The organism is Pantoea stewartii, from assembly GCF_011044475.1.
In the GTDB taxonomy this organism is placed as follows: domain Bacteria; phylum Pseudomonadota; class Gammaproteobacteria; order Enterobacterales; family Enterobacteriaceae; genus Pantoea; species Pantoea stewartii.
The window spans coordinates 3,688,784-3,714,070 of record NZ_CP049115.1; the positions used below are offsets into that span (position 1 = coordinate 3,688,784).

A 25,287-nucleotide genomic window follows, 5' to 3' on the forward strand; every position below is an offset into this window, starting at 1 on the left:
TCCTGAATTACTGGAAACTGTGTTCCGCTGCGGGGTAGCTTCCTGCTTCAACCTCAGCAATATAGCGGCGAATGGCGGCACGGATGTCGCCTGTCTCCGCCAGGAAATTTTTTGCAAATTTAGGGATATGTCCACCGGTAATGCCAAACGCATCGTGCATCACCAGAATTTGTCCATCGGTCACGTTGCCTGCGCCAATACCAATCACCGGAATCGCCAGTGCCTGCGTTACGCGCTGGGCCAGGGCAACCGGTACGCATTCCAGCACCATCAGCTGTGCGCCTGCGGCCTCAAGCGCCAGCGCGTCAGCCATAAGCTGCTCTGCACCGGCTTCATCACGTCCCTGCACTTTATAGCCGCCAAAAATATTTACGGACTGTGGCGTTAAGCCCAGATGACCACACACGGGCACGGCGCGTTCGGTCAGCATGCGCACGCTGTCGGCCAGCCATGCGCCGCCTTCCAGCTTCACCATATTGGCCCCGGCGCGCATGAGCTGCGCCGCGTTATCAAAGGTTTGCTGTGGTGTGGCATAACTCATGAAAGGCAAATCGGCTAACAGGAGCGCGTGAGGCGCACCACGGCGGACGGCGGCGGTATGGTAAGCAATATCACTTACCGTGACGGGCAGCGTGGAATCATGACCCTGCACCGTCATGCCAAGCGAGTCACCAACCAGCAGAACCTGAATGCCTTCGTCAGCAAACAGGCGGGCAAAACTAAAATCGTAAGCGGTCAGCGTCGCGAATTTTTTACCGCTCGCTTTGCACTGACGCAGATGAGAAAGGGTGGTGGGTTTCATGACGATCTCAGCTCAGAAATTCAGATGGACGCATTTTACTGTATCGCGTTGCTGAGCGGAATCTGTGACGCGCGAATAGATTGTCAGCTGTGCCAGGGACGGATGCTGGCGCAGTCAAGCGTTGCCATAAGCGGCTGGAGCGGACGGCCATCAGGCAGGCGCAGATCGGGCGCAATTTCCAGCAGCGGCACCAGCATAAACGCACGGTTCAGCATATCGTAATGGGGGACGATCAGGCGTTCGCTGTGAATCTGCTCTGAACCAAACAGCATAATATCAATATCCAGCGTGCGTGGCCCCCAGCGCTCGGCTTTACGCACCCGGCCATGTTCCCGCTCGATGCGCTGCGTCTCATCCAGTAAGGCCTCAGCCGACAACGTGGTCTCGAGGGCCACCGCCGCATTGAGATAATCGGGCTGATCGGGTGGGCCATAAGGTGGCGTGCGGTAAAAGGACGAGGTGGCGATGCGCTGAACACCGGTGAGCGCATCCAGCGCTGACAACGCTGCATCAATCTGATGCAGCGGATCGGCAAGGTTACTGCCTAATGCCAGATAAACGCGCGTCATGACGCGTTAGAGTTATCACGACGGGGCGCGGAAGAACGACGACGCGGGCGGCGCGTACGGCTGCGCGGTGCCGGATCGTCTCCCAGCGTGTTGAGCATGGTTTTCTGCTGCGGCGGCGCAGCGACCTGGAACTCTCCCCACCACTTACTCAGGCGCAGCAGCTCCGGGTTATTTTCCACTTCAGCCCGCAGGGCCAGCAGATCATAAGCCGCACGGAACTTCGGATGCTCCATCAGCTTCCAGGCGCGTTTACCGTGACGACGGGACATGCGTAACTGCAACTGCCAGATATCACGAATCAGCGACGTAATGCGCTTAGGAATGGCCAGCGCACGGCAGGCTTCATCCAGCGTATCATTCATCGCCAGGGCAAACGCATCGTAATAAGTCAGGCCGCTTTCCTGCGCAATGCGCTCGGCGGCTTCAAGCTGCGGATACCAGAACATGGCCGCGAACAGAAACGCCGGATTGACGCGCATATCATTTTGAATGCGGTTGTCCGTATTCTTCAGCACCTGGGCGAGCATGCGCTCCATATGGCTGTCGCCCTGTTCGGTAAAGTTGCGTGCCAGCGTAGGGAACAGCGGCTGGAATAACTGATATTCACACAGTTTTAGCCAGGTGCTGTAGCCATAACCAGCCTGAAGCAGCTTTAGCGACTCTTCAAACAGGCGCGCAGCAGGTACATCGCGTAACAGCGATGCCAGGCGGGGAATGGGCTCTGCCGTTTCAGGAGCAATGCGCATATTCAGTTTGGCCGCGAAGCGCGCGACGCGCAGCATGCGCACCGGATCTTCGCGATAGCGTGTTTCCGGATCGCCGATCAACCGAATGATGCCTTGTTGCAGATCGTTCAGGCCGCCAACATAATCCCGCACCGAAAAATCGGCCACGCTGTAATACAGGCTGTTAATGGTTAAATCACGCCGTTGGGCATCATCTTCAATACTGCCGAAAATATTGTCCCGTAGCAGCATACCGCTCTGGGCACGCTGGGAATTGTTGTGATCTTCGCTGTTCTCTTCAATCTGATGATGACCGCGGAACGTAGCCACTTCGATCACTTCCGGACCAAACATCACATGTGCCAGGCGAAAACGGCGGCCAACCAGACGGCAGTTGCGGAACAGTTTACGCATCTGCTCCGGCGTGGCGTTTGTGGTCACGTCGAAGTCTTTAGGCTTCTGCCCCAGCAGTAAATCGCGAACGCCACCGCCCACCAGGTAGGCCTCATAACCGGCTTTATTCAGACGATACAGCACCTTGAGGGCATTTTCGCTGATGTCTTTACGTGAGATGGTGTGGCTTTCACGAGGAATGATGGTCATATGACTCTCAGGTTCAACCTCTGCTGGTGCTTCCTCGTCATCACGCTTCAGGACTTTCCGGCAAAAATTAGCGACTCGGGTAAAAATGGGACACCTCGACAGTGACAATTAGGGTGTAGGTAAAATCAGCGGCTAATCATAGCCTGTTGTGAATCATTTGAGAATGCTGTTGTCTATGCATCCGCTCTCAGGGCGTTATCATGCGGTATCAAAGCGATATTCCACTGCTTCACAGCATCAGACAGCAGTTTCTCCTGAGAATCGTCCTGCCAGCCTTCGCTGACCGGCTGTCCCAGAAACCGTAAGGCCTGCACCAGGCACGGGCGCGGATCGCCATCCGGCAGCGCGGGCGCATGATTTTGCTTAGAAAGTTTGTGTCCGTCAGCAGTGATGGCCAACGGCAAATGCAGATAATCCGGAACGGCCCAGCCAAACTGTCGATAAAGGGCAATCTGCCGCACCGTCGGCTCGATTAAGTCTGCGCCACGCACGATCTCGGTGACGCCCTGATGATGGTCATCAACCACCACGGCCAGATTGTAGGCAAACAGGCCGTCGCGACGATGGATAATAAAATCCTCTTCAGCCAGCCGCCGATCGGCCACAAGCGTGCCCCGTAACCGGTCTTCAAACTGGAAAACCGGCGCATGCTGACGCAACCGCAGTGCCGCATTCTCCGGACCTGAACCTGCATCCCGGCAGTGCCCGTCGTAAAAACCACCCAGCTGCTGAATGCGGCTTCGGCTGCAGGTGCAGTAATAACTCTGCCGGTGCGCTCTTAACCACTGTAGGGCGTCCCGATAAGCGTCATGGCGCTGTGACTGCCACATGACTTCACCGTCCCAGTGCAAACCGTACTGTTCTAACTGGCGCAGAATACGCGTGGCGGCCCCTGCGACTTCACGGGGAGGATCAATATCCTCAATGCGCACCAGCCAGCGGCCATGCTGCGCGCGTGCGCTAAGGTAACTGCCTAAGGCAGCGATCAGCGATCCAAAGTGGAGTTCACCAGAGGGAGACGGCGCAAAGCGCCCGATACAGGATGAGAATGCCATAGGTTTCATGAACCAGACGGCGGAAAAAGAGGGCCTTTTCCCGCCGCATGGCTGCAGTCAGACGGCAACATTAGCCCGCCATTTGCTTCTCACGAATTTCTGCCAGTGTCTTACAGTCGATGCACAGATCGGCCGTCGGACGCGCTTCAAGACGGCGGATACCGATCTCAACGCCACAGGAATCGCAATAGCCAAAGTCGTCATCTTCAACTTTCTTCAGCGTTTTTTCGATCTTTTTAATGAGCTTGCGCTCGCGATCGCGGTTACGCAGTTCCAGGCTGAATTCCTCTTCCTGAGCGGCACGGTCAACCGGGTCCGGAAAGTTAGCGGCTTCATCCTGCATGTGTGTAACGGTGCGATCAACTTCGTCCCGCAATTGATTACGCCAGGCTTCCAGAATCTTGCGAAAATGGTCCAGTTGCGCGTCATTCATATACTCTTCGCCCGGCTTCTCCTGATAAGGCTCCACCCCAGCGATGGCGAGAATACTCAGGGACGATGTTTTACGGTTTTGCCCTTCTTGCATGTTGTTTCTCCTGGATAACACGCACTATACCCTTCGATTGCCATCGGCCAGTATATTCACACTAACCTTCATTGATGACGCACTCTTGGGTACATCGATCCCCCAACGGGGAAAAACAGGCCGCTATAAATAACAGAAGCTGTCAAGGTTGGCAATTATTCCTGCGCCCATCTTGACAAGCCTGTGAGGAACAGCGTAGTTGGCCCCTGACAGAAGATAGTCCTATCACAGAAGGATGCCACTGATATTACAACGTTACGTCAACAGCCGTTGTAATAAACATGCCTTCTGATGACAGTTCTGCCCGGTACGCCAAAATTTCCACGCCACTCAGCCGCGCCTGTACCAGTTGTTCTGCGTAAGCCGCATCGATGTGACGCGCCGGGGAAACGTCCTCAATCCCCGAGTGCAGAACGGCAAACAACAAAACGGCCCGATGACCTTCTGCCGCAGCCTGACTCAGCTCGCGCAGGTGTTTTTGTCCTCGAATCGTCACCGCATCCGGAAAATAGCCTTTACCTTCCTGTAAAAGCGTTACGGATTTCACCTCAATATAGCACTCAGGTCGGTCCTGTGCTGTAAGCAGGAAATCAATTCGACTTTTTTCGCTGCCGTATTTTACTTCAGCCCGACACGCTTCGTAGCCCGACAGCGGCAGAATTCGGTTTTCGCTTAACGCCTCCTTTACCAGTTGATTCGCGCGCAACGTATTCACGCAAATCCAGTGGCCTTGCTGCGTCTCGGTCATCTCCCAGCTGTGCGGGTACTTGCGTGTCAGGCTGTTGGACGTGGAGTACCACACGGTATCACCCGGCGTTGCACAGCCGGTCATGGCGCCGGTGTTGGCACAATGGATGGTGAGCGTTTCGCCTTCTGGCGTAATGACATCCGCCAGAAAGCGTTTGTAACGGGTAATCAGACGTGCCGGTTTGAGGGCGGGGGAAAAAAGCATAGGGCTCCTGATTATGACTGTAACGGCCAGGTGGCCAGTGTCCGGTAGCGCGTCCGCCCTTTTACGTACTCTGAGGCAAAAAGCGAAAACTGACTGGCCGTAAAGCGCCAGAGAAAGCCGCGAGGGGGCAGGGCAACGGGTTGCGTTGCCGAGCGCAGCAGGGTGATGTGTGGATGAAAAGGCTGAGCGGGCTGCTCACAGCCGTGCCGGGCGGCCTGGGCGCGCAGCAGACTTGCCAGCTGCAGCAATCCCCGGGGCGGGCGCTGACAGCCCAGCCAGACCACGCCGGGGCGCGGCCAGTGCCCCGCATCATCTAACGTCACATCAAAAGCAGGCTGATGGATGCGCGAGGCCAGGGTTTGCAGCTGTTTTGAGGTCTCCGCTGAGACCTCGCCCAAAAAAGCCAGCGTCAGATGAAGGTTCGCGGCCGCAATCGGGCGACCTGCCTCCTCACTGAAGGTATCAGCTCGCCACTGCACCAGTTGCTGTTGCAGGTCTTCGGGTGGGGCAATAGCAAAAAATAAGCGCTGTAACGCCATGGCGGTCTCCGGTAATCCTCACGGATGAGTGCTACAATGCGCGCCATCTTAACACAGCCATTAGCGGAGTTTTTGGTGAGTGATCTCCCCGTCAGCGCGGTGTTGCCTGACCTGCTGAGCGCCCTTGATCAGGCCTCGAACGTCCTGCTGGCTGCGCCTACCGGCGCAGGTAAATCCACCTGGTTACCGCTTCAGCTGTTACAGCACAAGGCGCTGTCAGGGCGCATTATCATGCTGGAGCCACGCCGACTGGCCGCACGCAACGTGGCGCAGCGGCTGGCTGAGCTACTGGGCGAACAGCCCGGCGCCACGGTGGGTTACCGCATGCGCGGCGAAAACTGCAGCGGACCCATGACCCGGCTTGAGGTGGTGACCGAAGGTATTCTGACGCGCATGTTGCAGCAGGATCCGATGCTGGATGGCGTGTCGCTGGTGATTCTGGATGAATTTCATGAGCGCAGCCTGCAGGCGGATCTGGCGCTGGCGCTGTTGCTGGATGTTCAGCAGGGATTGCGTGACGATCTGAAAATTTTGCTGATGTCAGCCACGCTCGATAATACTCGCCTGGCGACGCTGCTACCGGACGCGCCGCTGATTGCCTCAGAAGGGCGCAGCTATCCGGTCGAACGGCGTTATGCTCCGTTGAGCCCGAGCCTGCGTTTTGACGAGGCGGTAGCGCGTGAAGTCGCGCAGTTGCTTCGACAGGAAAGCGGCTCGCTGCTGCTTTTTCTGCCCGGCGTGGCAGAGATAGCGCGCGTAAAACGCGAGCTGGAAACCCGTGTCGATGAGGATGTCGATTTAACGCCGCTTTATGGCGCGCTTCCGCTGGCCGCTCAGCAGCAGGCTATTTTGCCTGCCGCCCCCGGACGCCGCAAAGTGGTGCTGGCGACCAATATTGCCGAAACCAGCTTAACGATCGAAGGTATTCGTCTGGTCGTGGACAGTGCCCAGGAGCGGCGCGCGCTGTTTGATGCACGCAGCGGCGTGACGCGGTTGCAGACTCAGCGCATCAGCCAGGCGTCGATGACGCAGCGCGCCGGACGTGCCGGACGACTGATGCCGGGCATCTGCCTGCACCTGACTTCACAGGAGCAGTCGGAACGGGCGCCTGCACAGGGCGAAGCCGAAATCCTGCACAGCGATCTCGCGTCATTGTGGCTGGAACTGCTGCAGTGGGGCTGTACAGACATCGACCAGCTACAGTGGATCGATCGGCCACCCGAAAAGCACTTACGGGCAGCGCAGCAGCAGCTGATGCGCCTTGGAGCGCTGGATGAATCAGGACGACTGAACACACAGGGCAGACGCATGGCGCAGCTCGGCAGTGATGCCAGGCTGAGCGCTATATTATGCGCCGCAGGGCGTGATGCCGATGCGGTGGCCAGCGCGGCACTACTCGTCGCCGTGCTGGAGGATCCGCCCCGCGCGGGCAGTGTCGATCTACGTGATGTTCTCTGTCGGCCTTTACCGCACTGGTTGCGGCGCGCGCAGTACTGGCAAAAACGCCTTGGCGTCACAGGCGGACGGGTCGATGACGCGCATTTTCCCGCGTTGTTAACGGCGGGATTTCGCGATCGTCTGGCGCGCCGACGCGATAACAGCGGACGCTATCAGTTAGCCAACGGACTGGGGGCAGGGCTGGACGAACAGCAGGCGCTCACGCGTTACGAATGGCTCATTGCGCCTGTCTTATTACAGGGCAGCAGCGCCCCCGATGCACGTATCCTGCTGGCCCTTCCCGTCGAGCTTGCGGCATTGACGCAGGCCTGTCCACAGCTTGTCGAACAGCGTACCGACGTGGAATGGGATGACGAGAAGGGCACGTTGCGCACCTTACGCCGTGAGCAGATCGGCGAACTGATACTGAAGACTCAGCCGCTTGCCCGACCGGATGCGGAGGCGTTACAGGCCGCGCTGCTACGCTGGGTCGCTAAAAAGGGGTTATCGGTACTGGGATGGACGCCGGAGGCTGAGCAACTGCGGTTACGTATCCAGTGTGCCGCCCAGTGGCTGCCCGAAGAGAACTGGCCCGCCGTCGATGAGGCCAGCCTGCTTGACTCGCTGGATCGCTGGCTGCAACCGCAGATGAGCGCCGTGCGGGATCTGAAGAGTCTGCAGTCGGTCAATCTGGTCACTGCGCTCTTACATTTGCTCACATGGTCACAACGTCAGCGGCTGGATACTGTGCTGCCAACTCATTACACTGTGCCCACCGGAAGTCGGCTGCCGATTCGCTATGATGCAGATAAACCGCCCGCACTGGCGGTGCGTATTCAGGAAATGTTTGGCGAAGCCAGTAATCCTGCCGTCGCAGAAGGTCGCGTGCCGCTGGTGCTGGAGCTGTTATCGCCCGCCCAGCGTCCCTTACAGATCACCCGCGATCTGGCGGCGTTCTGGCGCGGTGCCTATAAAGATGTGCAAAAAGAAATGAAAGGGCGTTATCCCAAACATCCCTGGCCCGACGATCCGGCCTCCGCAATACCGACCCGGCGGACGAAAAAGAATACGTCACAGGGCGGGCCCGCTGTTTAATTCAGAGGGTTCTGCCATGCGACAGTGAAGAAAGCAGTTAGAGTAGCGGCGCAGCCGTAAGCTATGCCTGGAGAATGAAACCAATGTCTGGGAACGATCGCGAACCTATTGGGCGCAAAGGAAAACCGTTGCCACCGCGCAACAGCGCCCGCCGTGGGCGGCGCAGAGACATCGATAGTGATGTCGCTCAGGACGATTTTGATGATGATTACGAGGAGGAAGCGCCGGTGCCACGTAAAGGTAAAGGTGGAAAACCGCCGCGCGGCAAACGCCGTTGGCTGGGATGGTTTATTAAGCTGTTCCTGGTATTTGTAGTGGTCATGGCCGCGTGGGGCGTATACCTCGATTCGGAAATTCGCAGCCGTATTGACGGTAAAGTGTGGCAACTGCCCGCTGCTGTCTACGGTCGTATGGTCAGCCTCGAACCTGGCATGGCCTACAATAAAAGCGAAATGATTGCCCTGCTGGAAGGCACGCAGTACCGCGAAGTCTCGCGCATTACGCGTCCGGGAGAATTCTCGGTCAAAGGCAACACCATTGAACTGCTGCGTCGCCCGTTTGATTTCCCGGACAGCAAAGAAGGGCAGATTCATGCCCGAATGACATTCAGCAAAGATGAGCTGAGTGAGATTAAGAACGTCGAAACCGGGCGTGATTTTGGTTTCTTCCGGCTTGATCCTCGTCTGATTACGATGCTGCAGTCACCCAATGGTGAACAGCGTTTGTTCGTTCCCCGTGCCGGTTTCCCTGATCTGTTGGTGGATACCTTAATCGCAACGGAAGATCGCCACTTTTATGAGCACGACGGCATCAGCCCGTACTCCATTGGCCGTGCCTTCCTGGCGAACATCACTGCCGGAAAAGCGGTGCAGGGCGGCAGTACGCTTACCCAGCAACTGGTCAAAAACCTGTTCCTGACTAATGAGCGTTCGCTGTGGCGTAAAGCCCGTGAAGCCTATATGGCCGTGATCATGGATGCCCGTTACAGCAAAGATCGTATTCTGGAGCTTTACCTGAACGAGGTGTATCTCGGTCAGGCAGGTAACGATCAGATCCGCGGTTTCCCTCTGGCCAGCCTCTACTATTTTGGCCGCCCGGTTGACGAGCTGAGTCTCGATCAGCAGGCGATGCTGGTGGGCATGGTGAAAGGGGCATCGCTCTATAACCCATGGCGTAACCCGAAACTGGCCCTGGAACGACGTAATCTGGTGCTGCGCCTGCTGCAGCAGCAGAAAGTGATCGATCAGGAACTGTACGACATGCTGTCGGCCCGTCCGCTGGGCGTGCAGCCGAAAGGCGGTGTGATTACGCCACAGCCTGCCTTTATGCAGATGGTGCGTAATGAGCTTCAGGCAAAACTGGGCGACAAAGTCAAAGATCTGTCGGGCGTGAAAATTTTCACCACCCTGGATCCGGTTTCTCAGGATGCGGCCGAAAAAGCCGTTGTAGACGGTATTCCCACCCTGAAAAAACAGCGCGGTCTGAAAGATCTGGAAACCGCAATGGTGGTCGTTGACCGCTTTACGGGTGAAGTTCGCGCGATGGTCGGTGGGGCTGATCCGCAGTTTGCCGGGTATAACCGCGCGTTGCAGGCGCGCCGATCCATCGGCTCGCTGGCGAAACCGGCCACCTATCTGACCGCGCTGAGTCAACCCAACACTTACCGCCTGAACAGCTGGATTGCGGATGAGCCTATCGCGCTGAAACAGCCGAATGGCAGCATCTGGAAACCCATGAACGACGACCGGCGCTTTAGTGGCAAAGTGATGCTGGTCGATGCGCTGACGAACTCCATGAACGTGCCAACGGTTAACCTGGGCATGACGCTGGGACTGAATGCGGTGGTGGACACCTGGACGAAGCTGGGTGTGCCTAAAGATCAGCTGAATCCGGTTCCGGCGATGTTACTGGGCGCACTCAACCTGACGCCTGTGGAAGTGGCTCAGGCCTTCCAGTCCATTGCCAGCGGTGGGAATCATGCAGAGCTGTCAGCCGTGCGTTCGGTCATCGCGGAAGACGGTACCGTGCTGTACCAGAGCTTCCCGCAGGCGCAGCGCGTAGAACCGGCACAGGCGGCTTACTTAACGCTGTATACCATGCAACAGGTCGTCGATCGCGGTACCGCCCGGGCGCTGGGGGCACGTTTCCCGAATGCGCACCTGGCAGGGAAAACCGGCACCACGAACGATCTGGTCGACAGCTGGTTTGCCGGGATTGATGGTAAAGAAGTGGCGATCACCTGGGTTGGCCGTGATAACAACCAGCCGACCAAACTCTATGGTGCCAGCGGGGCGATGCAGATTTACCGCCGCTACCTGGACAATCAGGCTCCGATGCCGCTGCAGCTTACACCGCCGGAAGATGTGACGATGATGAACATCGATACTGCGGGTAACTTTGTTTGCGGTTCAGGAAGCAGCACATGGCGCACGCTGCCTGTCTGGACGCTGGATCCAAATGCGCTCTGCCAGCAGCAGCAACAGCAGGTTCAGCAAATGCAACAACAGCAGCAGATGCAGGACCAGCAACAACAGCAGTTACAGCAGCAGCAACAGCAGGAACAAAAAGACAGCAACGGCGTTGCCGGCTGGATAAAAGATATGTTCGGCAAATAACCCGTCAAACGCGGATGAAAAAGGCACTTCGGTGCCTTTTTTTATTCCACATCAAAACCCCTTGTTATCGCCCGTGACACGACGCCACGCCGGGGAATTCTGCTTGCAGAAATTGCGAGACTTCGCATATTATCCAATCGTTATAATAATCATTATCGTTTCGATTCGCTTAATCATCCCCATTTGAGAGACACCTTCATGACAGCGCGTTCTATCCCTTTTGCTTCTCCATCCGGCGTATTTACGCGTCGGCCTCTGGCTTTGATCATTGCCCTGGTGACCAGCGGCGCAAGCGTAATGGCTTACGCTGAACAAACGGTGGTGGTATCTGCAAATGGCGGTAGTGCGGTGGCGCAGGAAAACGCGTGGGGCCCGGCGCCCACCATCGCCGCAAAACACAGCGCCACCGGCACCAAAACGGACACGCCGATTGAAAAGAATCCGCAGTCGGTTTCTGTGGTGACGCGGGAAGAGATGGAGATGCGCAGCGTCACCAGCGTGAAGCAGGCCTTTAATTACACGCCGGGTGTGCTTACCGGTAACCGCGGCAGTTCAGGCGTCTATGATGCGTTGTCAATTCGCGGTTTTAGCGAAACCAACACCAACCAGTATCTCGATGGGTTGAAGCTGCAGGGCGACAACTACTCGGAATTCGCTATTGATCCCTATTTCCTGGAGCGGGCTGAGCTGCTGCGCGGGCCGGTGTCGGTGCTGTACGGTAAGAGCAACCCGGGCGGTGTGGTCGCGCTGGTCAGTAAACGTCCCACCCAGGAAACGCTGCGTGAAGTGCAGTTCCAGATGGGCAATCACAATCTTTACTCCACCGGCTTTGATTTTGGCGGTGCGATCGATGACGCAGGCGTTTACAGCTACCGTCTGACAGGCCTGGCGAGCAGCCAGGATGCCCAGCAGGCGAACAACAAGCAAAAGCGCTACACCATCGCGCCGTCCTTCAGCTGGCGACCAGACGAAAACACCCGTCTGGATCTGCTGACCTACTTCCAGAATGAACCGGACACGGGTTATTACGGCTGGTTACCGCGTGAAGGCACGGTCGTGCCCATTACGCGCCCTGATGGCAGTCAGTACAAACTGCCCACCAACTTTGATGAAGGGGAGAAGAGCAATCGCATCTCCCGTAACACCAAAATGGTCGGCTACAGCTTTGAACACCGTTTTGATGAGACCTGGACGGTACGCCAGAACCTGCGTTATGCCGAGTTAACGACGGATTACCGCAGCATTTATGGCAATGGATTTAACGCCGCCACCCAGGAAATCACGCGAGGTTATGCCACTTCAGACGAAAAACTGAATGAGTTCGCCGTCGATAACCAGGCACAGGCAAAATTTGCAACCGGTCAACTCGACCATACGCTTTTGCTTGGTGTGGATTATCAACGTATGCGTAATGATATCAACGCAGCGTTTGGTTCAGCATTTCCTTTGAATGCGGTTGCTCCTCAGTACGGTAATGATTCGCTTAACGGCACGCCTTTCCCCTATCGTTATCTGAACAAACAGGAACAAACCGGCCTTTACGCGCAGGATCAAATGGCGTGGGATCGTTGGGTGCTGACGTTAGGCAGCCGTTATGATTACGCGATGACATCTGCGTTAAATCGCGACACCAATACCGAAGTCAAAAATCATGATCAGGCCTTCACCTGGCGTGGCGGCGTAAACTACGTTTTTGATAACGGTATCGCGCCTTATTTCAGTTATAGCGAATCCTTTATCCCAACGGCCGGGACGACAGTGAGCGGGCAACCTTTCGACCCATCGCGTGCTAAGCAGTACGAAACGGGAGTGAAATATGTGCCGAAAGATCGTCCTGTCGTGGTTACGGCTGCGATTTATGAACTCACTAAGTCTAAAAATTTAACAGCCGATCCTGACCATACCCTTTTCCGCATCCAGAGCGGCGAAATCCGTTCTCGCGGTGTCGAACTGGAAGCCAAGGCGGCCCTCAATGCCAACGTCAACCTGACCGCGTCTTATACCTACACCGATGCTGAATATACGGAAGATACACAGCTCAAAGGCAAAACCCCGGTGCAGGTGCCTAAGCACATGGCCTCGCTGTGGAGCGACTATACCTTCCATGAAACGGCGCTGTCCGGCGTAACGTTGGGCGCGGGCATCCGTTATGTGGGCGAAACACAGGGATTATACAGTGCGGGTCCCGACGTGAACCAAAACTTCACCGTCGCGGGTTACACTACCGTCGATGCCGCGTTGAAATATGATTTAGGCCGTTTTGGTTTGCCTGGCTCAACGGTTGGCGTTAACGTTAACAACCTGTTTAACCGTGACTACGTTGCCAGTTGCTACCGTGAATACGCGTGCTACTGGGGCGCAGAGCGACAAATTGTCGGCACCGCCACGTTCCGGTTCTGATCGATGAGGGCGCTTCGGCGCCCGTTTACAGGGATAACCATGCAGCTTCCGCAGTACCAACAGACCGCCTTCCGACTGGATAACGCCAGCTTTCGCGTACCGGGCCGTACGCTCCTTCATCCCGTTTCTCTCGCTTTTACGCCAGGTAAAGTCACCGCGCTGATTGGGCACAATGGTTCAGGGAAATCCACGCTGTTAAAAATGCTGGGGCGGCATCACGCGGCCAGTGAAGGGCGGGTTCTGCTCAACGAACAGTCTGTTGATCGCTGGAGTAGCAAAGCGTTTGCCCGTGAGGTCGCCTATTTGCCGCAGCAGTTACCGGCTGCGGAAGGCATGACGGTACGTGAGTTGGTGGCCATTGGGCGTTATCCCTGGCATGGTGCGCTGGGGCGCTTTACGCAGGACGATCGCGAGCGGGTCGCGCAGGCAATCGCGCGGGTTGGACTAACGCCATTCGCCTCGCGGCTGGTCGACAGCCTCTCCGGTGGGGAGCGCCAGCGTGCATGGCTGGCAATGATGGTCGCTCAGAACAGCCGCTGCCTGTTGCTGGATGAACCTACCTCTGCGCTGGATATTGCCCACCAGGTGGATGTGCTGGCGCTGATTCAGACGCTGAGCCATGAACATGGCTTAACGGTCATTACCGTCTTACACGATATTAATATGGCGGCTCGCTATTGTGACCATCTGGTCGCCTTGCGCGGCGGCGAACTGATTGCAGAAGGTGGACCAGAACACATTATGCAGGCAGATGTGCTGCAGGCGATTTACGGTATCCCAATGGGCATCTTCCCCCATCCTGGCGGCGGCGCGCCGGTGAGTTTTGTGTGTTAAGGATACGATAATGCCGGATTTATATCGCCGTCGCCTGCTGATGGCAATGGCGTTGTCGCCTCTCATCCCGTCTTTCCCATCGCCTGCGGCACAGCCTGACAGCGACCGCGTTATTGCGCTGGAGTGGCTGCCCACCGAGTTACTCCTGGCGCTGGGCGTGAACCCGTTGGGTGTGGCGGACGTGCATAACTACAACGTCTGGGTCGGACAGCCGCCATTGCCTGCGGGCGTGGTGGATGTCGGGTTACGTACCGAGCCAAATCTTGAGCTGATGACCCAGATGCATCCCTCGCTGATTCTCTGCTCGAACGGTTACGGTCCACCGAAAGATAAGCTGCGGCGCATTGCGCCGATCATGGGGTTTGACCTGCACAATGGCGATGGCAAACCGCTGAGTCGCGCACGGGCCTCATTGCGGGCGCTGGCGGCCCGACTGGGACGGGAGGCGCAGGCTGAGGCGCATCTGCAACAGGTGGATGCGGAGATTGCGGCGGCGCGTCAGCGTCTGGCGCCGCACGCCGGTCGGGCCATTTTGCTGATGTCGCTACTCGACAGCCGCCACGCTATTACCTTCGGTAAAAACAGCTTATTCCTGGAAGTGATGGCGCTTTTGAATCTGAAAAATGCCTGGCAGGGCGAAACCAATTTTTGGGGCAGCGCCGTGATTGGACTGGAACGGCTGGCCGTTTTCCATGACGTAGAGGCGATCTGCTTCGATCATGACAATGATGCCGTGATGCAGCAGCTGTCGCGAAGTCCGTTATGGCAGTCCATGCCGTTTGTTCACAGCGGCCATTTCCAGCGCGTTCCGGCGGTGTGGTACTACGGTGCGACCTTGTCAGCCCTGCACTTTATTCGCGTGCTGGAACGTGCGCTGGAGAAATCGTAATGCGTCATCGTTTTTTCCCGTTAGCCGTGACAGGTACGCTGTTCTTCCTGGCGTTGATGTTAACCGCGATCAATCTGCAACAGGCGCTGCCCACGAACCAGTGGTTGCAGGCGCTGTGGACACCGGACAGCAGCAACATTGAGCAAATGGTCTTTCACTACAGCTTACTGCCGCGCTGGTCACTGGCGCTGCTGGTGGGGGCAGGGCTGGGGTTAGCCGGATTACTGTTTCAGCAGGTGTTGCGCAATCCGCTGGCCGAACCTGGCACGTTAGGCGTTTCATCCGGCGCGCAGTTAGGAATGACCGTCGCGACCTTATGGCACCTGCCGGGTGGGGCGCTGGCTCATCAGTTCGCCGCGTCGGGTGGCGCGCTGTTGGTCGGTGCGCTGGTGTTCAGCGTGGCCTGGCGCAAACGTCTGTCGCCCGTTACGCTGATTCTGGCAGGGCTGGTTCTCAGCCTGTACAGCGGCGCAGTGAACCAAATATTTGCCATCTTTAACCACGATCAACTGCAGAATATGTTTCTGTGGAGCACCGGCACGTTGAATCAGATGAGCTGGGACAGCGTTACCCAACTCTGGCCACGTCTGGTGCTGGCGCTGGTGCTGTCTCTGGCACTACTGAGACCGCTTACGCTGATGGGGCTGGACGATGGCGTCGCCAAAAATCTTGGGTTAGCGCTGTCTGCTACGCGGCTGGCCGTCCTGGTTCTGGCCATCTTGCTGAGCGCTCAGTTGGTGAGCGTAGCGGGGATCATTGGCTTTATTGGTTTATTTGCACCGCTGCTGGCAAGGCTGCTGGGTGGACGGCGGTTACTGAGCCGCATGCTGCTGGCACCCCTGATTGGTGCACTGCTGCTCTGGCTGGCGGATGCCTGCGTACTCTGGCTCACGGCGCACTGGCGCGAGATCTCCACCGGAACCGTGACGGCGCTGCTGGGCGTGCCCATTCTGTTGGCGCTGTTACCTCGCCTGCGAACCGGATCCGTTCCGCCTGCGCTGGATCAGGGGGACAACGTGCCGGTCGAGCGATACCGTTACGGGCGCTGGACGCTGGTGGGATTGCTGATGCTGGGCGGACTGACATGGCTGTGCCTGGCCTTTGGGCGTGATGCGCATGGCTGGATTTGGACGTCTGGCGACATGCTGCAACAGTTGTTACCCTGGCGCGCGCCGCGTGTGCTGGCGGCACTGGAGGTCGGCCTGATGCTCGGTGTGGCGGGCAGCCTGATCCAGCGCCTCACCGGTAATCCCATGGCCAGTCCTGAAGTGCTGGGCATCAGTTCCGGCGCGGCCTGCGGTGTGGTCGTGATGCTGTTCTTTGTTCCCGGCAACGCGCTGGCATTTCTGTTGCCGGCAGGTGCGCTGGGGGCGGCGATAACGCTGGCGGTTATTATGCTGGTCGCCAGTCGTGGTGGTTTCTCACCGGAACGTATGCTACTGGCGGGTATGGCACTCAACAGCGCCTTTGTCACCATTCTGATGCTGTTGATGGCAAGTGGCGATCCGCGCATGGCGGGGTTACTGACCTGGATATCCGGATCAACTTATAACATCAGTGCTACGCAGGCGCTGCAAAGTGCAGGCTTTGCGGCTGTTTTAGTGGCATTAGCGCCACTGGCCAGCCGCTGGTTAACCATTCTGCCACTTGGCAGCATGACCGCACGGTCTGTCGGTATGGCACTGACGGGTTCACGACTCGCCCTGTTGCTGTTAGCGGCGGCCTTAACGGCTTGTGCCACGCTGACGATTGGGCCGCTGAGCTTTGTCGGCTTAATGGCATCCCATATGGCCCGTATGTTGGGCTTTCGCCGCGCGCTGCCACAGGTGTTATTGTCTGGCGTGCTGGGGGCCGGGTTAATGGTGGCCGCGGACTGGTGCGGGCGCATGCTGGCCTTTCCCAGTCAGATTCCGGCGGGCCTGATGGCGACCTTTTTGGGCGCACCCTATTTTATCTGGCTACTGCGCCGTTCACGTTAAAAAAAAGACCGGCTCAGCCGGTCTTTTCTCATCAGAGCTTCGCGAAACAGCGCCGGGCCGCCTCGACGGTGTGCTGAATATCCTCATCAGTGTGTGCCAGCGACATAAACCCTGCCTCGAAGGCGGACGGCGCAAAATACACGCCTTCTTCGAGCATCAGGTGGAAGAAGCGCTTGAAGCGTTCCACGTCGCACTGTGTCACGTCCTGATAGCAGGTGACGCTGTCGGCATCGGTAAAGAACAGGCCAAACATGCCGCCAACCTGATTTACCACCACGGGAATATTTTCCTGTCTGGCTGCCTCAACCAGCCCCTGAGCCAGTTGTGCAGTCAGACGGTTCAGCCTGTCATGCACACCTGGCTGCGCAATCTGCGTCAGGCAGGCATAACCGGCGGCCATGGCTACGGGATTACCGGACAACGTACCGGCCTGGTAAACCGGCCCGGTCGGGGCCAGCGCGGACATGACCTCGCGACGGCCACCGAACGCACCCACTGGCATACCACCGCCGATGATTTTGCCCAGGCAGGTGAGATCCGGCTTCACGTTATAGTGCGCCTGTGCGCCGCCCAGCGCCACACGGAAGCCTGTCATCACTTCATCAATAATCAGCAGCGCACCGAACTCATCGCACAGGGCACGCAGGCCCGGCAGGAAGTCAGGTTGCGGAGGGATACAGTTCATATTGCCGGCAACAGGCTCAACGATAATGGCAGCGACAGCCGCGGGATACTGTTCAAAGGCCGCACGAACAGAGTCCAGATCGTTATAGGTGCAGGTCAGCGTATGCTTAGCAAAATCGGCGGGTACGCCCGGCGAGTTGGGTTGGCCCAGCGTCAGCGCACCTGATCCGGCTTTCACCAGCAAGTGGTCGGCATGGCCGTGATAGCACCCTTCGAACTTGATGATTTTATCGCGTCCGGTAAACCCGCGCGCCAGACGAATCGCACTCATGGTCGCTTCGGTGCCGGAGTTGACCATGCGTACCATTTCCATATTCGGTACCAGGTCACATACCAGCTGCGCCATGGTGACTTCCATTTCGGTCGGCGCACCAAAGCTCAGGCCGCGCTGGGCTGCCTCAATCACAGCCTGACGAATGCCTTCGTTGTTATGTCCCAGTACCATTGGCCCCCATGAGCCAACATAGTCGATATAGGCTTTGCCATCGGCGTCATACAGACAGGCGCCATCAGCATGCTCAATGAACAGCGGAACGCCGCCGACACCGGTAAACGCACGGACCGGCGAGTTCACACCGCCGGGGATCAGGCGTTGTGCTTCGGCGAACAGTTTTTCAGACTTACTCATTTTCGGCTCCAGCAGTTCATATAATTTCGGGCTATTCTACGGAAGAGGGGCGGCCGACGAAAGCCAGATATCCCTGCGTACGACTTCTCCGCGTCAATCCGGCACAGAGTGCGAAGCTGAGCGCTTGATTGCGGCGGGTCGCTGGCAGATAATAGCAACATTGAGGTCGTTTTCTGACCCGGACGTTTACGGAGTAACTCATGAGTGATGAAGTAGTAGCACTGCCGTTGCAGTTTACCGACGCAGCAGCCAACAAAGTGAAAAATCTGATTGCTGACGAAGATAACCCGGCGCTGAAGCTGCGTGTGTATATCACTGGTGGTGGTTGCAGCGGCTTTCAGTATGGTTTCACCTTCGACGATCAAATGAACGACGGTGATATGACCATTGAAAAGCAGGGTGTTTCGCTGGTCGTTGATCCAATGAGTCTGCAGTATCTGGTAGGCGGTTCGGTGGATTACACCGAAGGTCTGGAAGGGTCGCGCTTTATCGTAACCAACCCGAACGCCAAAACCACCTGCGGTTGCGGGTCTTCCTTCAGCATCTGATCATCAGGCCGCTCTCTCCGGGCGGCCTCTTACCATTCTATTGTCACCAGTCTGTTGTTCGTTGTACGGCTTCCCTGACGCTTCAGTACCGTTTGCGTCACGCGCGGCTGTGCGCTGCTCTGGCGACCACAGTCAACCTGTGGCGAAGACGGGCTTCGCACGCTGTTGACTTCGCAACGTGAATAGATAACAAGCCTGGCATTGATAGAGCCGGTCGTGGATCCCGCGCACGCCTGCTGCGCGATCACAAGCCCTATGGCCAGAAGCAGGGCTTTAGTCATAGTGAATTCCTGGTGTAGTCAAAAGCGCATCGCGCAGAAGGACGGCGGGCTTACATGGCACGCGTCTCTTAAATAACGTTAACGGCAGTGAAAATGATTACTTTAATCGGCAGGGCAATATTCAGTGGCCTGAAGATGCCTTTGGGGCGGGATGCAGTGCCTCACAGAGCTGCTCTGCGGCTAACAGGATACGCGGGCCCGGACGGCTGAGCCAGTCCTCGTTAATGGCAATGATGCGTACGTTGAGCTGTGGCCGCCAGAACTGCGCAAGCGTTTCAGCCTGTTGCGAACCGCCCGTTGTCACAATGACCTGAGGGTGGCGCATCAGGACCTGCTCCCGGCTCACCTGAGGCCAGCTCACCGGACTTGCGGCAAAAATATTTTGCCCGCCACACAGGCCGATAATGTCATTTTGCAGCGTCGCTTTAGCCGCCGTATACAGGGGGGAAAGACCAAACTGCACAAAAACGCGTACGGGGGGTTGCGGACGGTAGCGTTGGCGCAAGGCTGCGACCTGCTGGCGTAGTTGCGTAGCGGCCTGTGTAGCACGCTGGGGGGACGGGCTCCATCGGGCTAATCCAGCCAGCGAATGAATCATGTCATCCAGTGTCGAGGTGGCGACCCATTCCACATGAATCCCTGAGTGCACTAACTGCGCCACCTGACGGGATGAGGTGCCGCCGGGCCATGCCAGCACAACATCGGGCTTAAGCTGTAAAATGCGCTCAAGGTTCATCCCCTGCCAGGTCGCGACCTGCTCAATCTTTTGTGCTTCAGCGGGATAACCCGACCAGGCACTGACCGCAACCGGCGTGATGCCGGCGGCAAAAGCCAGTTCAGTCAGGTGAGGAGCCAGGGTGATGACGCGGGGCGGTGCAGCAGGCAGGCTGCTGCAAAACAGCAGCAGCCAGCAAAACAGCAGGGATTTAGCCATGTGCCAGGCGGGCCAGCAGATTTTCCACCATCAGGGAGGACTGCTTAGCGGCAACGCTCAGGAACTCATCGAAACTCAGGTGCGATTCCTGATCGGCCACATCGGAGATCGCGCGGACGACCACAAACGGCACGTTAAACTGGTGGCAGACATGGCCGATAGCGGTGGCTTCCATCTCAACGGCAATCGCCTGTGGGAACGTGGCGCGAATGCGGGCCAGAGGGGCTGCGCCATTGATAAACGCGTCACCGCTGACCACCAGGCCGCGAACCGCGTTGAGATTCAACTGCTGAATACAGGCTTCTGCGGCGGCGATCAGCTTACTGTCTGCGGTAAAGGCCGCAGGGCAGCCCGCCATCTGGCCCGGTTCATAACCAAAGGCTGTGACATCGGCATCGTGATAGCGCACTTCATCGGACACCACAATATCGCCTACCTTTAACGAAGAGGCTAAGCCGCCCGCTGAGCCGGTGTTAATCACCAAATCGGGTTTGCACAATTGCAGTAACAATGTGGTGCCCATAGCGGCCGAGGTCTTACCAATGCCGGATTTCAGCAACGCAACGTCCACACCATTCAGTGTGCCAGTGTAAATTTCACAACCAGCCAGAGACAGGGTCTGGCGATTTTCAATTTTGTCTCGCAGCAGGGTAACTTCCTGCTCCATTGCGCCAATGATGCCTGCTTTCATTTTACGTCTCGCTAATGTAATGGATGTCAATATCAGGCATAGTCTATCATGGCAGTGACGGGATTATTTCACGAAAAAATAAGGGGACAGCTATGGCGACGATCAATTTCAGGAAGAAGATCAGCTTCACTCGCCCTTATAGCAACCGTAAAGATCCACAGGGGGAATATTTTATTACCCGCCATTTCGAAAGCGATCGTGGGCGGATCATTAATTCAGCGGCAATTCGTCGACTGCAACAAAAAACCCAGGTATTCCCGCTTGAGCGCAACGCCGCCGTACGTTCCCGTCTGACGCATTCGCTTGAAGTGCAACAAACCGGCCGGTATATCAGCAAAGAAATTCTGCAGACGCTAAAGATGCAGGGCGGACTGGCGAAATATGGTCTGGATGACATGGAAGGGGCGTTCGAAAGCCTCGTCGAAATGGCCTGCCTGTTACATGACGTAGGTAACCCACCGTTTGGGCATTTTGGCGAAGCCGCCATTAATGACTGGTTTGAAGATAACCTGCCCGCTGAACTGGTCGATCCGCTGGTTGCGGGTGTTGAAAACGAGGCGCAGCGCGCGGACTTTGATCGCATGAATGCCATGATTCGTCAGGATTTGTGCCACTTCGAAGGGAATGCTCAGGCTATTCGCATGGTGCATTCGCTGCTGCAACTCAACCTGAGCTATTCTCAGGTAGCCTGCATCCTGAAATATACCGCGCCCGCCTGGTGGCAGGGGGAAAAACCGGCTCAGTTTAGCGTATTAATGAAAAAGCCGGGCTTCTATTTATCTGAGCGGGAATATATTGATGAGCTTCGCACCGCCACAAATTTGACGGAACACCATCGCTTTCCGCTGACCTATATCATGGAAGCCGCTGACGACATCTCCTATTGTATTGCCGATTTAGACGATGCCGTTGAAAAAGCCATATTTAACGTGGACAGTCTGTATGAATATCTCAGCAAGGCCTGGGGAACAATAAATAATAACGATGCCTTCAGTCGTACAGTGGGAGAAGCGTGGCGCGAAGCGGGCAGTAAAAAACGCCGTAGCCGTAGCGATCAGTTTTTTATGTCGCTGCGGGTCAATGTTCAGAATGTTTTGGTCACCTACGCGGTGAAACGTTTTATTGATAATCTGCCTGCCATATTCGAGGGGCACTTCAACCATGCTTTATTAGAAGACGAAGGTGAAGAGGGCCGTTTATTACAGATTTTTAAAACCGTGGCGCGCCAGCAGGTGTTTAATCATTCCGAAGTTGAGCAACTGGAACTGCAGGGTTATCGGGTAATTAAGGGCTTGCTGGAAATATATCAGCCGCTGATGTCGCTCAATTATGAAGCGTTTACCACACTGATAAATGAAGACTTTTTACGCCATCATCCCATAGAGACCCGACTGTTCCATAAACTGTCTGGCAAACACCGAAAAGCCTATTTGTATAAAATGCGTACATTGGTTGTTGAGCATAAATATGAGCGTTTGTTATGGGAACGTTATTATCGTTTTCGCCTGATTCAGGATTACATTAGTGGCATGACGGATCTCTATGCCTGGGATGAGTATCGTCGCTTAATGGCGGTGGAATAACCCGAGAATTGTAAAGAGCGCGAATAAATTTTTACTTTTGCCTAAAACTTTTAGAGGAACTTCGCGCTAAAACATTTATCTCAACATTCGACCACAGCAATGGTCAGTATATCCATCATTGTGAGATACCAAAATGAAAAAAACCTCGTTAATGTTAAGCGCCCTGGCGCTTAGTCTTGGCATGGCACTGACCCCTGTGAGTGCTTTCGCTGCGGAAACGTCCTCTTCGGTGTCATCCACCAACAGCCAGCAGTTGCCGAGCCTTGCGCCAATGCTGGAAAAGGTTATGCCTTCAGTCGTGAGTATCAGCGTTGAAGGAAGTACGACGGTCAAAACGCCACGGATGCCGCAGCAGTTTCAGCAATTTTTTGGCGATAATTCGCCTTTCTGCCAGGACGGTTCGCCGTTCATGGGCTCACCGCTTTGCCAGGGCGGTGACGGTGGCGGTGCCCCTGCCGCGCCAGATACGCAGCAGCAAAAATTTAGAGCGCTGGGCTCTGGTGTCATCATTAACGCTGAAAAAGGCTATGTGGTCACCAATAACCATGTGGTAAACGACGCGACGAAAATTCAGGTAAAACTGAGCGATGGTCGCAGTTACGATGCCAAAGTGATTGGTAAAGATCCCAGCTCGGATATCGCATTAATTCAGCTGGAAGGTGCTAAAAATCTTACCGCGATTAAGATGGCCGACTCTGACAATTTACGGGTGGGCGATTACGCCGTGGCGATTGGTAACCCGTATGGTCTGGGTGAAACCGTTACGTCTGGTATCGTGTCCGCGCTGGGACGCAGTGGCCTGAATGTTGAAAACTATGAGAACTTTATTCAAACCGATGCGGCCATCAACCGGGGTAACTCGGGTGGCGCTCTGGTAAATCTGAACGGCGAGCTGATTGGCATCAACACCGCTATCCTGGCCCCGGACGGCGGCAATATTGGTATTGGCTTCGCCATCCCGAGCAACATGGTGAAAAACCTGACGGCACAAATGGTGGAATACGGTCAGGTTAAACGCGGCGAGCTGGGCATTATGGGGACCGAGCTTAACTCTGAGCTGGCGAAGGCGATGAAAGTCGATGCGCAACGTGGTGCATTCGTCAGTCAGGTCGTACCGAACTCCGCGGCGGCGAAGGGCGGTATCAAAGCGGGTGACGTCATTGTGTCGATGAACGGTAAGCCGTTAACCAGCTTTGCTTCACTGCGTGCCGAAGTCGGCTCGTTGCCGGTAGGAACCACGCTGAAACTTGGCATACTGCGTGACGGTAAACCGCTGGATGTGACGGTTCAGCTGCAGCAGAGCACGCAGGACAAGGTGCAGTCCGCCACCATTTACACCGGTATTGAAGGCGCGGATCTGAGCAATAATTCAGGTAAAGAGAAAGGCGTTCGGGTTGACAGCGTGAAAGCGGGCAGCGCGGCGGCCAGAATTGGCCTGAAAAAAGGCGACCTGATTCTTGGCGTCAACCAGCAGGCCGTCAGCAATCTGGGCGAACTGCGTAAAATCCTCGATACCAAACCACCGGTACTGGCGTTGAACGTGCAGCGCGGAGACAGTTCACTGTATCTGCTGGCGCAGTAATCACAGGCAGGGGTTTATCAGGCGGACTTCGGTCCGCCTTTTTTATGGCGACGCGCACAAATGTGATGGTCGCCGCATTTCTGTTAATGCCTGCCGGGCCTTGTGCAGATGCACAATGTTCTCCCGGTATCGCGCGTCTATGCTGTTTTCCCCCTCTTTATGACTCAGGAGTACAGGATGGCAACCTGTCATCTCGACGCACGACTGGCGCAGGAAATTGTCGCGCGCACTATGAAAATCATTGATGGCAATGTCAACGTTATGGATGCAAGAGGACGGATTATTGGCAGCGGTGACCGGGAGCGCATCGGCGAATTACATGAGGGTGCATTGTTAGTGCTGTCTCAGGGACGTATTGTGGATATTGACGATGCGGTGGCCCGGCATCTGCATGGAGTCAGGCCGGGAATTAATCTGCCGTTGCGTATCGACGGGATGATTGTTGGAGTGATTGGTCTGACGGGCGAGCCGGGTGCGCTGCGTCACTATGGTGAATTAGTCTGTATGGCCGCAGAGATGATGCTGGAGCAGGCGCGGCTGTTGCACATGCTGGCGCAGGACAGCCGTCTGCGGGAAGAGTTGGTGCTCAATCTCATTCGCAGTGACGCGATCTCCCCGCAACTCACCGAATGGGCGCAGCGCCTCGGCATCGATCTTAATCAGCCCCGAATCGTGGCGGTGATCGAAGTGGACAGCGGGCAGCTTGGCGTTGACAGCGCGATGTCAGAATTACAGCAGTTGCAGACGTTATTGACGACACCGGCGCGGGATAACCTGATTGCCATCGTCTCACTAACCGAAATGGTCGTGCTGAAACCGGCATTAAATGCACACGGACGTTATGATCAACACGATCACCGCAGGCGGGTCGAACAGCTCATGCAGCGCATGAAGGAAAGTGGTCATCTGCGCATGCGTATTGCGCTGGGCAATTTCTTTACGGGCATGGGCAGCATTGCACGTTCATATCGTACTGCGCGAACAACGATGGCGGTGGGAAAGCAGCGTATGCCCGAGGTTCGCAGCTATTTTTATCAGGATTTGATGCTGCCGGTCCTGCTCGACAGCTTACGGGGTGGCTGGCAGTCAAATGAACTGGCGCGTCCGCTGGAAAAGCTAAAAAGCATGGACAGCAACGGTTTGCTGCGACGCACGCTGAGTGCCTGGTTCAGCAACAACGTGCAGCCCGGCGCGACGTCGCGTGCGCTTTTTATTCATCGAAATACCCTGGAATACCGTTTAAATCGTATTGCTGAATTGACGGGACTCAACCTGGGCAAGGTCGACGATCGCCTGCTGTTGTACATCGCGATCCAACTGGATGAGCAGGGCTGAC

21 protein-coding genes are annotated in these 25,287 nt (G+C 56.4%); 10 read left to right on the forward strand and 11 right to left on the reverse strand.

Annotated elements, in window-relative coordinates:
- Positions 1-7: 7 nt before the first annotated feature.
- The 7 genes from panB to thpR all read right to left on the reverse strand — a co-directional run bounded on the left by panB (position 8) and on the right by thpR (position 5,771).
- A complete protein-coding gene (gene panB, locus G5574_RS17325; RefSeq protein WP_033740290.1) occupies positions 8-802 on the reverse strand; it encodes a 3-methyl-2-oxobutanoate hydroxymethyltransferase in 795 nt (264 codons plus the stop codon).
- 83 nt (positions 803-885) lie between these two features.
- Positions 886-1,371: a 2-amino-4-hydroxy-6-hydroxymethyldihydropteridine diphosphokinase gene (folK, locus tag G5574_RS17330; protein ID WP_054634482.1), complete on the reverse strand. Its 486-nt coding sequence runs from the start codon at positions 1,369-1,371 to the stop codon at positions 886-888.
- On the reverse strand, positions 1,368-2,786 hold the full coding sequence (pcnB, locus tag G5574_RS17335) for a polynucleotide adenylyltransferase PcnB (RefSeq protein ID WP_203232196.1): 1,419 nt from the start codon (positions 2,784-2,786) through the stop codon (positions 1,368-1,370). Before pcnB ends, folK begins: the two co-directional genes overlap by 4 nt.
- An 86-nt stretch (positions 2,787-2,872) precedes the next feature.
- Positions 2,873-3,754: a tRNA glutamyl-Q(34) synthetase GluQRS gene (gene gluQRS / locus G5574_RS17340; RefSeq protein ID WP_039338699.1), complete on the reverse strand. Its 882-nt coding sequence runs from the start codon at positions 3,752-3,754 to the stop codon at positions 2,873-2,875.
- A 70-nt stretch (positions 3,755-3,824) separates the two neighbouring features.
- Entirely contained in the window at positions 3,825-4,280 is a 456-nt protein-coding gene (dksA, locus tag G5574_RS17345) for an RNA polymerase-binding protein DksA (protein WP_006117731.1), read from the reverse strand.
- A 247-nt stretch (positions 4,281-4,527) separates the two neighbouring features.
- Entirely contained in the window at positions 4,528-5,232 is a 705-nt protein-coding gene (gene sfsA / locus G5574_RS17350; protein WP_133745543.1) for a DNA/RNA nuclease SfsA, read from the reverse strand.
- Between the two features lie 11 nt (positions 5,233-5,243).
- Positions 5,244-5,771, reverse strand: coding sequence for an RNA 2',3'-cyclic phosphodiesterase (gene thpR, locus G5574_RS17355; protein ID WP_033740295.1), 528 nt, complete (start codon positions 5,769-5,771; stop codon positions 5,244-5,246).
- 36 nt (positions 5,772-5,807) lie between these two features.
- Here thpR and hrpB point away from each other — a divergent pair, with 36 nt between their 5' ends.
- The 6 genes from hrpB to fhuB all read left to right on the forward strand — a co-directional run bounded on the left by hrpB (position 5,808) and on the right by fhuB (position 17,020).
- Entirely contained in the window at positions 5,808-8,303 is a 2,496-nt protein-coding gene (hrpB, locus tag G5574_RS17360) for an ATP-dependent helicase HrpB (protein WP_164482964.1), read from the forward strand.
- Between the two features lie 83 nt (positions 8,304-8,386).
- Complete coding sequence (mrcB, locus tag G5574_RS17365; RefSeq protein ID WP_039338694.1) at positions 8,387-10,918, forward strand: bifunctional glycosyl transferase/transpeptidase; 2,532 nt, start codon at positions 8,387-8,389, stop codon at positions 10,916-10,918.
- Between the two features lie 198 nt (positions 10,919-11,116).
- Positions 11,117-13,318 carry a ferrichrome porin FhuA gene (fhuA, locus tag G5574_RS17370; protein ID WP_164482965.1) on the forward strand — a complete coding sequence of 734 codons (2,202 nt, stop codon included), beginning with the start codon at positions 11,117-11,119 and terminating at the stop codon, positions 13,316-13,318.
- 39 nt (positions 13,319-13,357) lie between these two features.
- Positions 13,358-14,152, forward strand: a complete 795-nt coding sequence (gene fhuC, locus G5574_RS17375; RefSeq protein ID WP_164482966.1) for a Fe3+-hydroxamate ABC transporter ATP-binding protein FhuC — start codon at positions 13,358-13,360, stop codon at positions 14,150-14,152.
- Positions 14,153-14,162: 10 nt separating this feature from the next.
- Positions 14,163-15,041: a Fe(3+)-hydroxamate ABC transporter substrate-binding protein FhuD gene (fhuD, locus tag G5574_RS17380; protein ID WP_033740297.1), complete on the forward strand. Its 879-nt coding sequence runs from the start codon at positions 14,163-14,165 to the stop codon at positions 15,039-15,041.
- Positions 15,041-17,020, forward strand: coding sequence for a Fe(3+)-hydroxamate ABC transporter permease FhuB (gene fhuB, locus G5574_RS17385; protein ID WP_164482967.1), 1,980 nt, complete (start codon positions 15,041-15,043; stop codon positions 17,018-17,020). The genes fhuD and fhuB overlap by 1 nt, the downstream gene beginning before the upstream one ends.
- Before the next feature lie 31 nt (positions 17,021-17,051).
- Here fhuB and hemL read toward each other — a convergent pair whose 3' ends face one another.
- Positions 17,052-18,332 (reverse strand): glutamate-1-semialdehyde 2,1-aminomutase, encoded by a 1,281-nt coding sequence (hemL, locus tag G5574_RS17390; RefSeq protein WP_164482968.1) that lies wholly within the window; start codon positions 18,330-18,332, stop codon positions 17,052-17,054.
- Between the two features lie 200 nt (positions 18,333-18,532).
- Here hemL and erpA point away from each other — a divergent pair, with 200 nt between their 5' ends.
- Complete coding sequence (gene erpA, locus G5574_RS17395) at positions 18,533-18,880, forward strand: iron-sulfur cluster insertion protein ErpA (RefSeq protein ID WP_006117744.1); 348 nt, start codon at positions 18,533-18,535, stop codon at positions 18,878-18,880.
- A gap of 29 nt (positions 18,881-18,909) precedes the next feature.
- Here erpA and G5574_RS17400 read toward each other — a convergent pair whose 3' ends face one another.
- The 3 genes from G5574_RS17400 to mtnN form a co-directional block, all read right to left on the reverse strand.
- Positions 18,910-19,161, reverse strand: coding sequence for a hypothetical protein (locus G5574_RS17400; protein WP_164482969.1), 252 nt, complete (start codon positions 19,159-19,161; stop codon positions 18,910-18,912).
- A gap of 121 nt (positions 19,162-19,282) precedes the next feature.
- Positions 19,283-20,095 carry a vitamin B12 ABC transporter substrate-binding protein BtuF gene (btuF, locus tag G5574_RS17405; RefSeq protein WP_006117746.1) on the reverse strand — a complete coding sequence of 271 codons (813 nt, stop codon included), beginning with the start codon at positions 20,093-20,095 and terminating at the stop codon, positions 19,283-19,285.
- Positions 20,088-20,786, reverse strand: coding sequence for a 5'-methylthioadenosine/S-adenosylhomocysteine nucleosidase (gene mtnN / locus G5574_RS17410; protein WP_006117747.1), 699 nt, complete (start codon positions 20,784-20,786; stop codon positions 20,088-20,090). The genes btuF and mtnN overlap by 8 nt, the downstream gene beginning before the upstream one ends.
- A 92-nt stretch (positions 20,787-20,878) precedes the next feature.
- Here mtnN and dgt point away from each other — a divergent pair, with 92 nt between their 5' ends.
- The 3 genes from dgt to G5574_RS17425 all read left to right on the forward strand — a co-directional run bounded on the left by dgt (position 20,879) and on the right by G5574_RS17425 (position 25,286).
- The gene (dgt, locus tag G5574_RS17415) at positions 20,879-22,369 is read left to right on the forward strand and encodes a dGTPase (RefSeq protein ID WP_006117749.1); all 1,491 of its coding nucleotides are present in this window, start codon (positions 20,879-20,881) and stop codon (positions 22,367-22,369) included.
- Positions 22,370-22,502: 133 nt separating this feature from the next.
- On the forward strand, positions 22,503-23,951 hold the full coding sequence (gene degP / locus G5574_RS17420) for a serine endoprotease DegP (protein ID WP_033740303.1): 1,449 nt from the start codon (positions 22,503-22,505) through the stop codon (positions 23,949-23,951).
- A gap of 177 nt (positions 23,952-24,128) precedes the next feature.
- Positions 24,129-25,286 (forward strand): CdaR family transcriptional regulator, encoded by a 1,158-nt coding sequence (locus G5574_RS17425; RefSeq protein WP_039338678.1) that lies wholly within the window; start codon positions 24,129-24,131, stop codon positions 25,284-25,286.
- The last annotated feature ends 1 nt before the right edge of the window (position 25,287 follow it).

What these genes read in the sequence shown, in the direction of transcription:
- degP (WP_033740303.1), top strand. Translation starts at nt 22,503, where the DNA reads ATGAAAAAAACCTCGTTAATGTTAAGCGCCCTGGCGCTTAGTCTTGGC.
- thpR (WP_033740295.1), bottom strand. Translation starts at nt 5,771, where the DNA reads ATGGCGTTACAGCGCTTATTTTTTGCTATTGCCCCACCCGAAGACCTG.
- mrcB (WP_039338694.1), top strand. Translation starts at nt 8,387, where the DNA reads ATGTCTGGGAACGATCGCGAACCTATTGGGCGCAAAGGAAAACCGTTG.
- fhuD (WP_033740297.1), top strand. Translation starts at nt 14,163, where the DNA reads ATGCCGGATTTATATCGCCGTCGCCTGCTGATGGCAATGGCGTTGTCG.
- fhuC (WP_164482966.1), top strand. Translation starts at nt 13,358, where the DNA reads ATGCAGCTTCCGCAGTACCAACAGACCGCCTTCCGACTGGATAACGCC.
- G5574_RS17425 (WP_039338678.1), top strand. Translation starts at nt 24,129, where the DNA reads ATGGCAACCTGTCATCTCGACGCACGACTGGCGCAGGAAATTGTCGCG.
- btuF (WP_006117746.1), bottom strand. Translation starts at nt 20,095, where the DNA reads ATGGCTAAATCCCTGCTGTTTTGCTGGCTGCTGCTGTTTTGCAGCAGC.
- mtnN (WP_006117747.1), bottom strand. Translation starts at nt 20,786, where the DNA reads ATGAAAGCAGGCATCATTGGCGCAATGGAGCAGGAAGTTACCCTGCTG.
- hrpB (WP_164482964.1), top strand. Translation starts at nt 5,808, where the DNA reads ATGCGCGCCATCTTAACACAGCCATTAGCGGAGTTTTTGGTGAGTGAT.
- sfsA (WP_133745543.1), bottom strand. Translation starts at nt 5,232, where the DNA reads ATGCTTTTTTCCCCCGCCCTCAAACCGGCACGTCTGATTACCCGTTAC.
- G5574_RS17400 (WP_164482969.1), bottom strand. Translation starts at nt 19,161, where the DNA reads ATGACTAAAGCCCTGCTTCTGGCCATAGGGCTTGTGATCGCGCAGCAG.
- hemL (WP_164482968.1), bottom strand. Translation starts at nt 18,332, where the DNA reads ATGAGTAAGTCTGAAAAACTGTTCGCCGAAGCACAACGCCTGATCCCC.
- dgt (WP_006117749.1), top strand. Translation starts at nt 20,879, where the DNA reads ATGGCGACGATCAATTTCAGGAAGAAGATCAGCTTCACTCGCCCTTAT.
- erpA (WP_006117744.1), top strand. Translation starts at nt 18,533, where the DNA reads ATGAGTGATGAAGTAGTAGCACTGCCGTTGCAGTTTACCGACGCAGCA.
- fhuA (WP_164482965.1), top strand. Translation starts at nt 11,117, where the DNA reads ATGACAGCGCGTTCTATCCCTTTTGCTTCTCCATCCGGCGTATTTACG.
- folK (WP_054634482.1), bottom strand. Translation starts at nt 1,371, where the DNA reads ATGACGCGCGTTTATCTGGCATTAGGCAGTAACCTTGCCGATCCGCTG.
- gluQRS (WP_039338699.1), bottom strand. Translation starts at nt 3,754, where the DNA reads ATGGCATTCTCATCCTGTATCGGGCGCTTTGCGCCGTCTCCCTCTGGT.
- dksA (WP_006117731.1), bottom strand. Translation starts at nt 4,280, where the DNA reads ATGCAAGAAGGGCAAAACCGTAAAACATCGTCCCTGAGTATTCTCGCC.
- panB (WP_033740290.1), bottom strand. Translation starts at nt 802, where the DNA reads ATGAAACCCACCACCCTTTCTCATCTGCGTCAGTGCAAAGCGAGCGGT.
- fhuB (WP_164482967.1), top strand. Translation starts at nt 15,041, where the DNA reads ATGCGTCATCGTTTTTTCCCGTTAGCCGTGACAGGTACGCTGTTCTTC.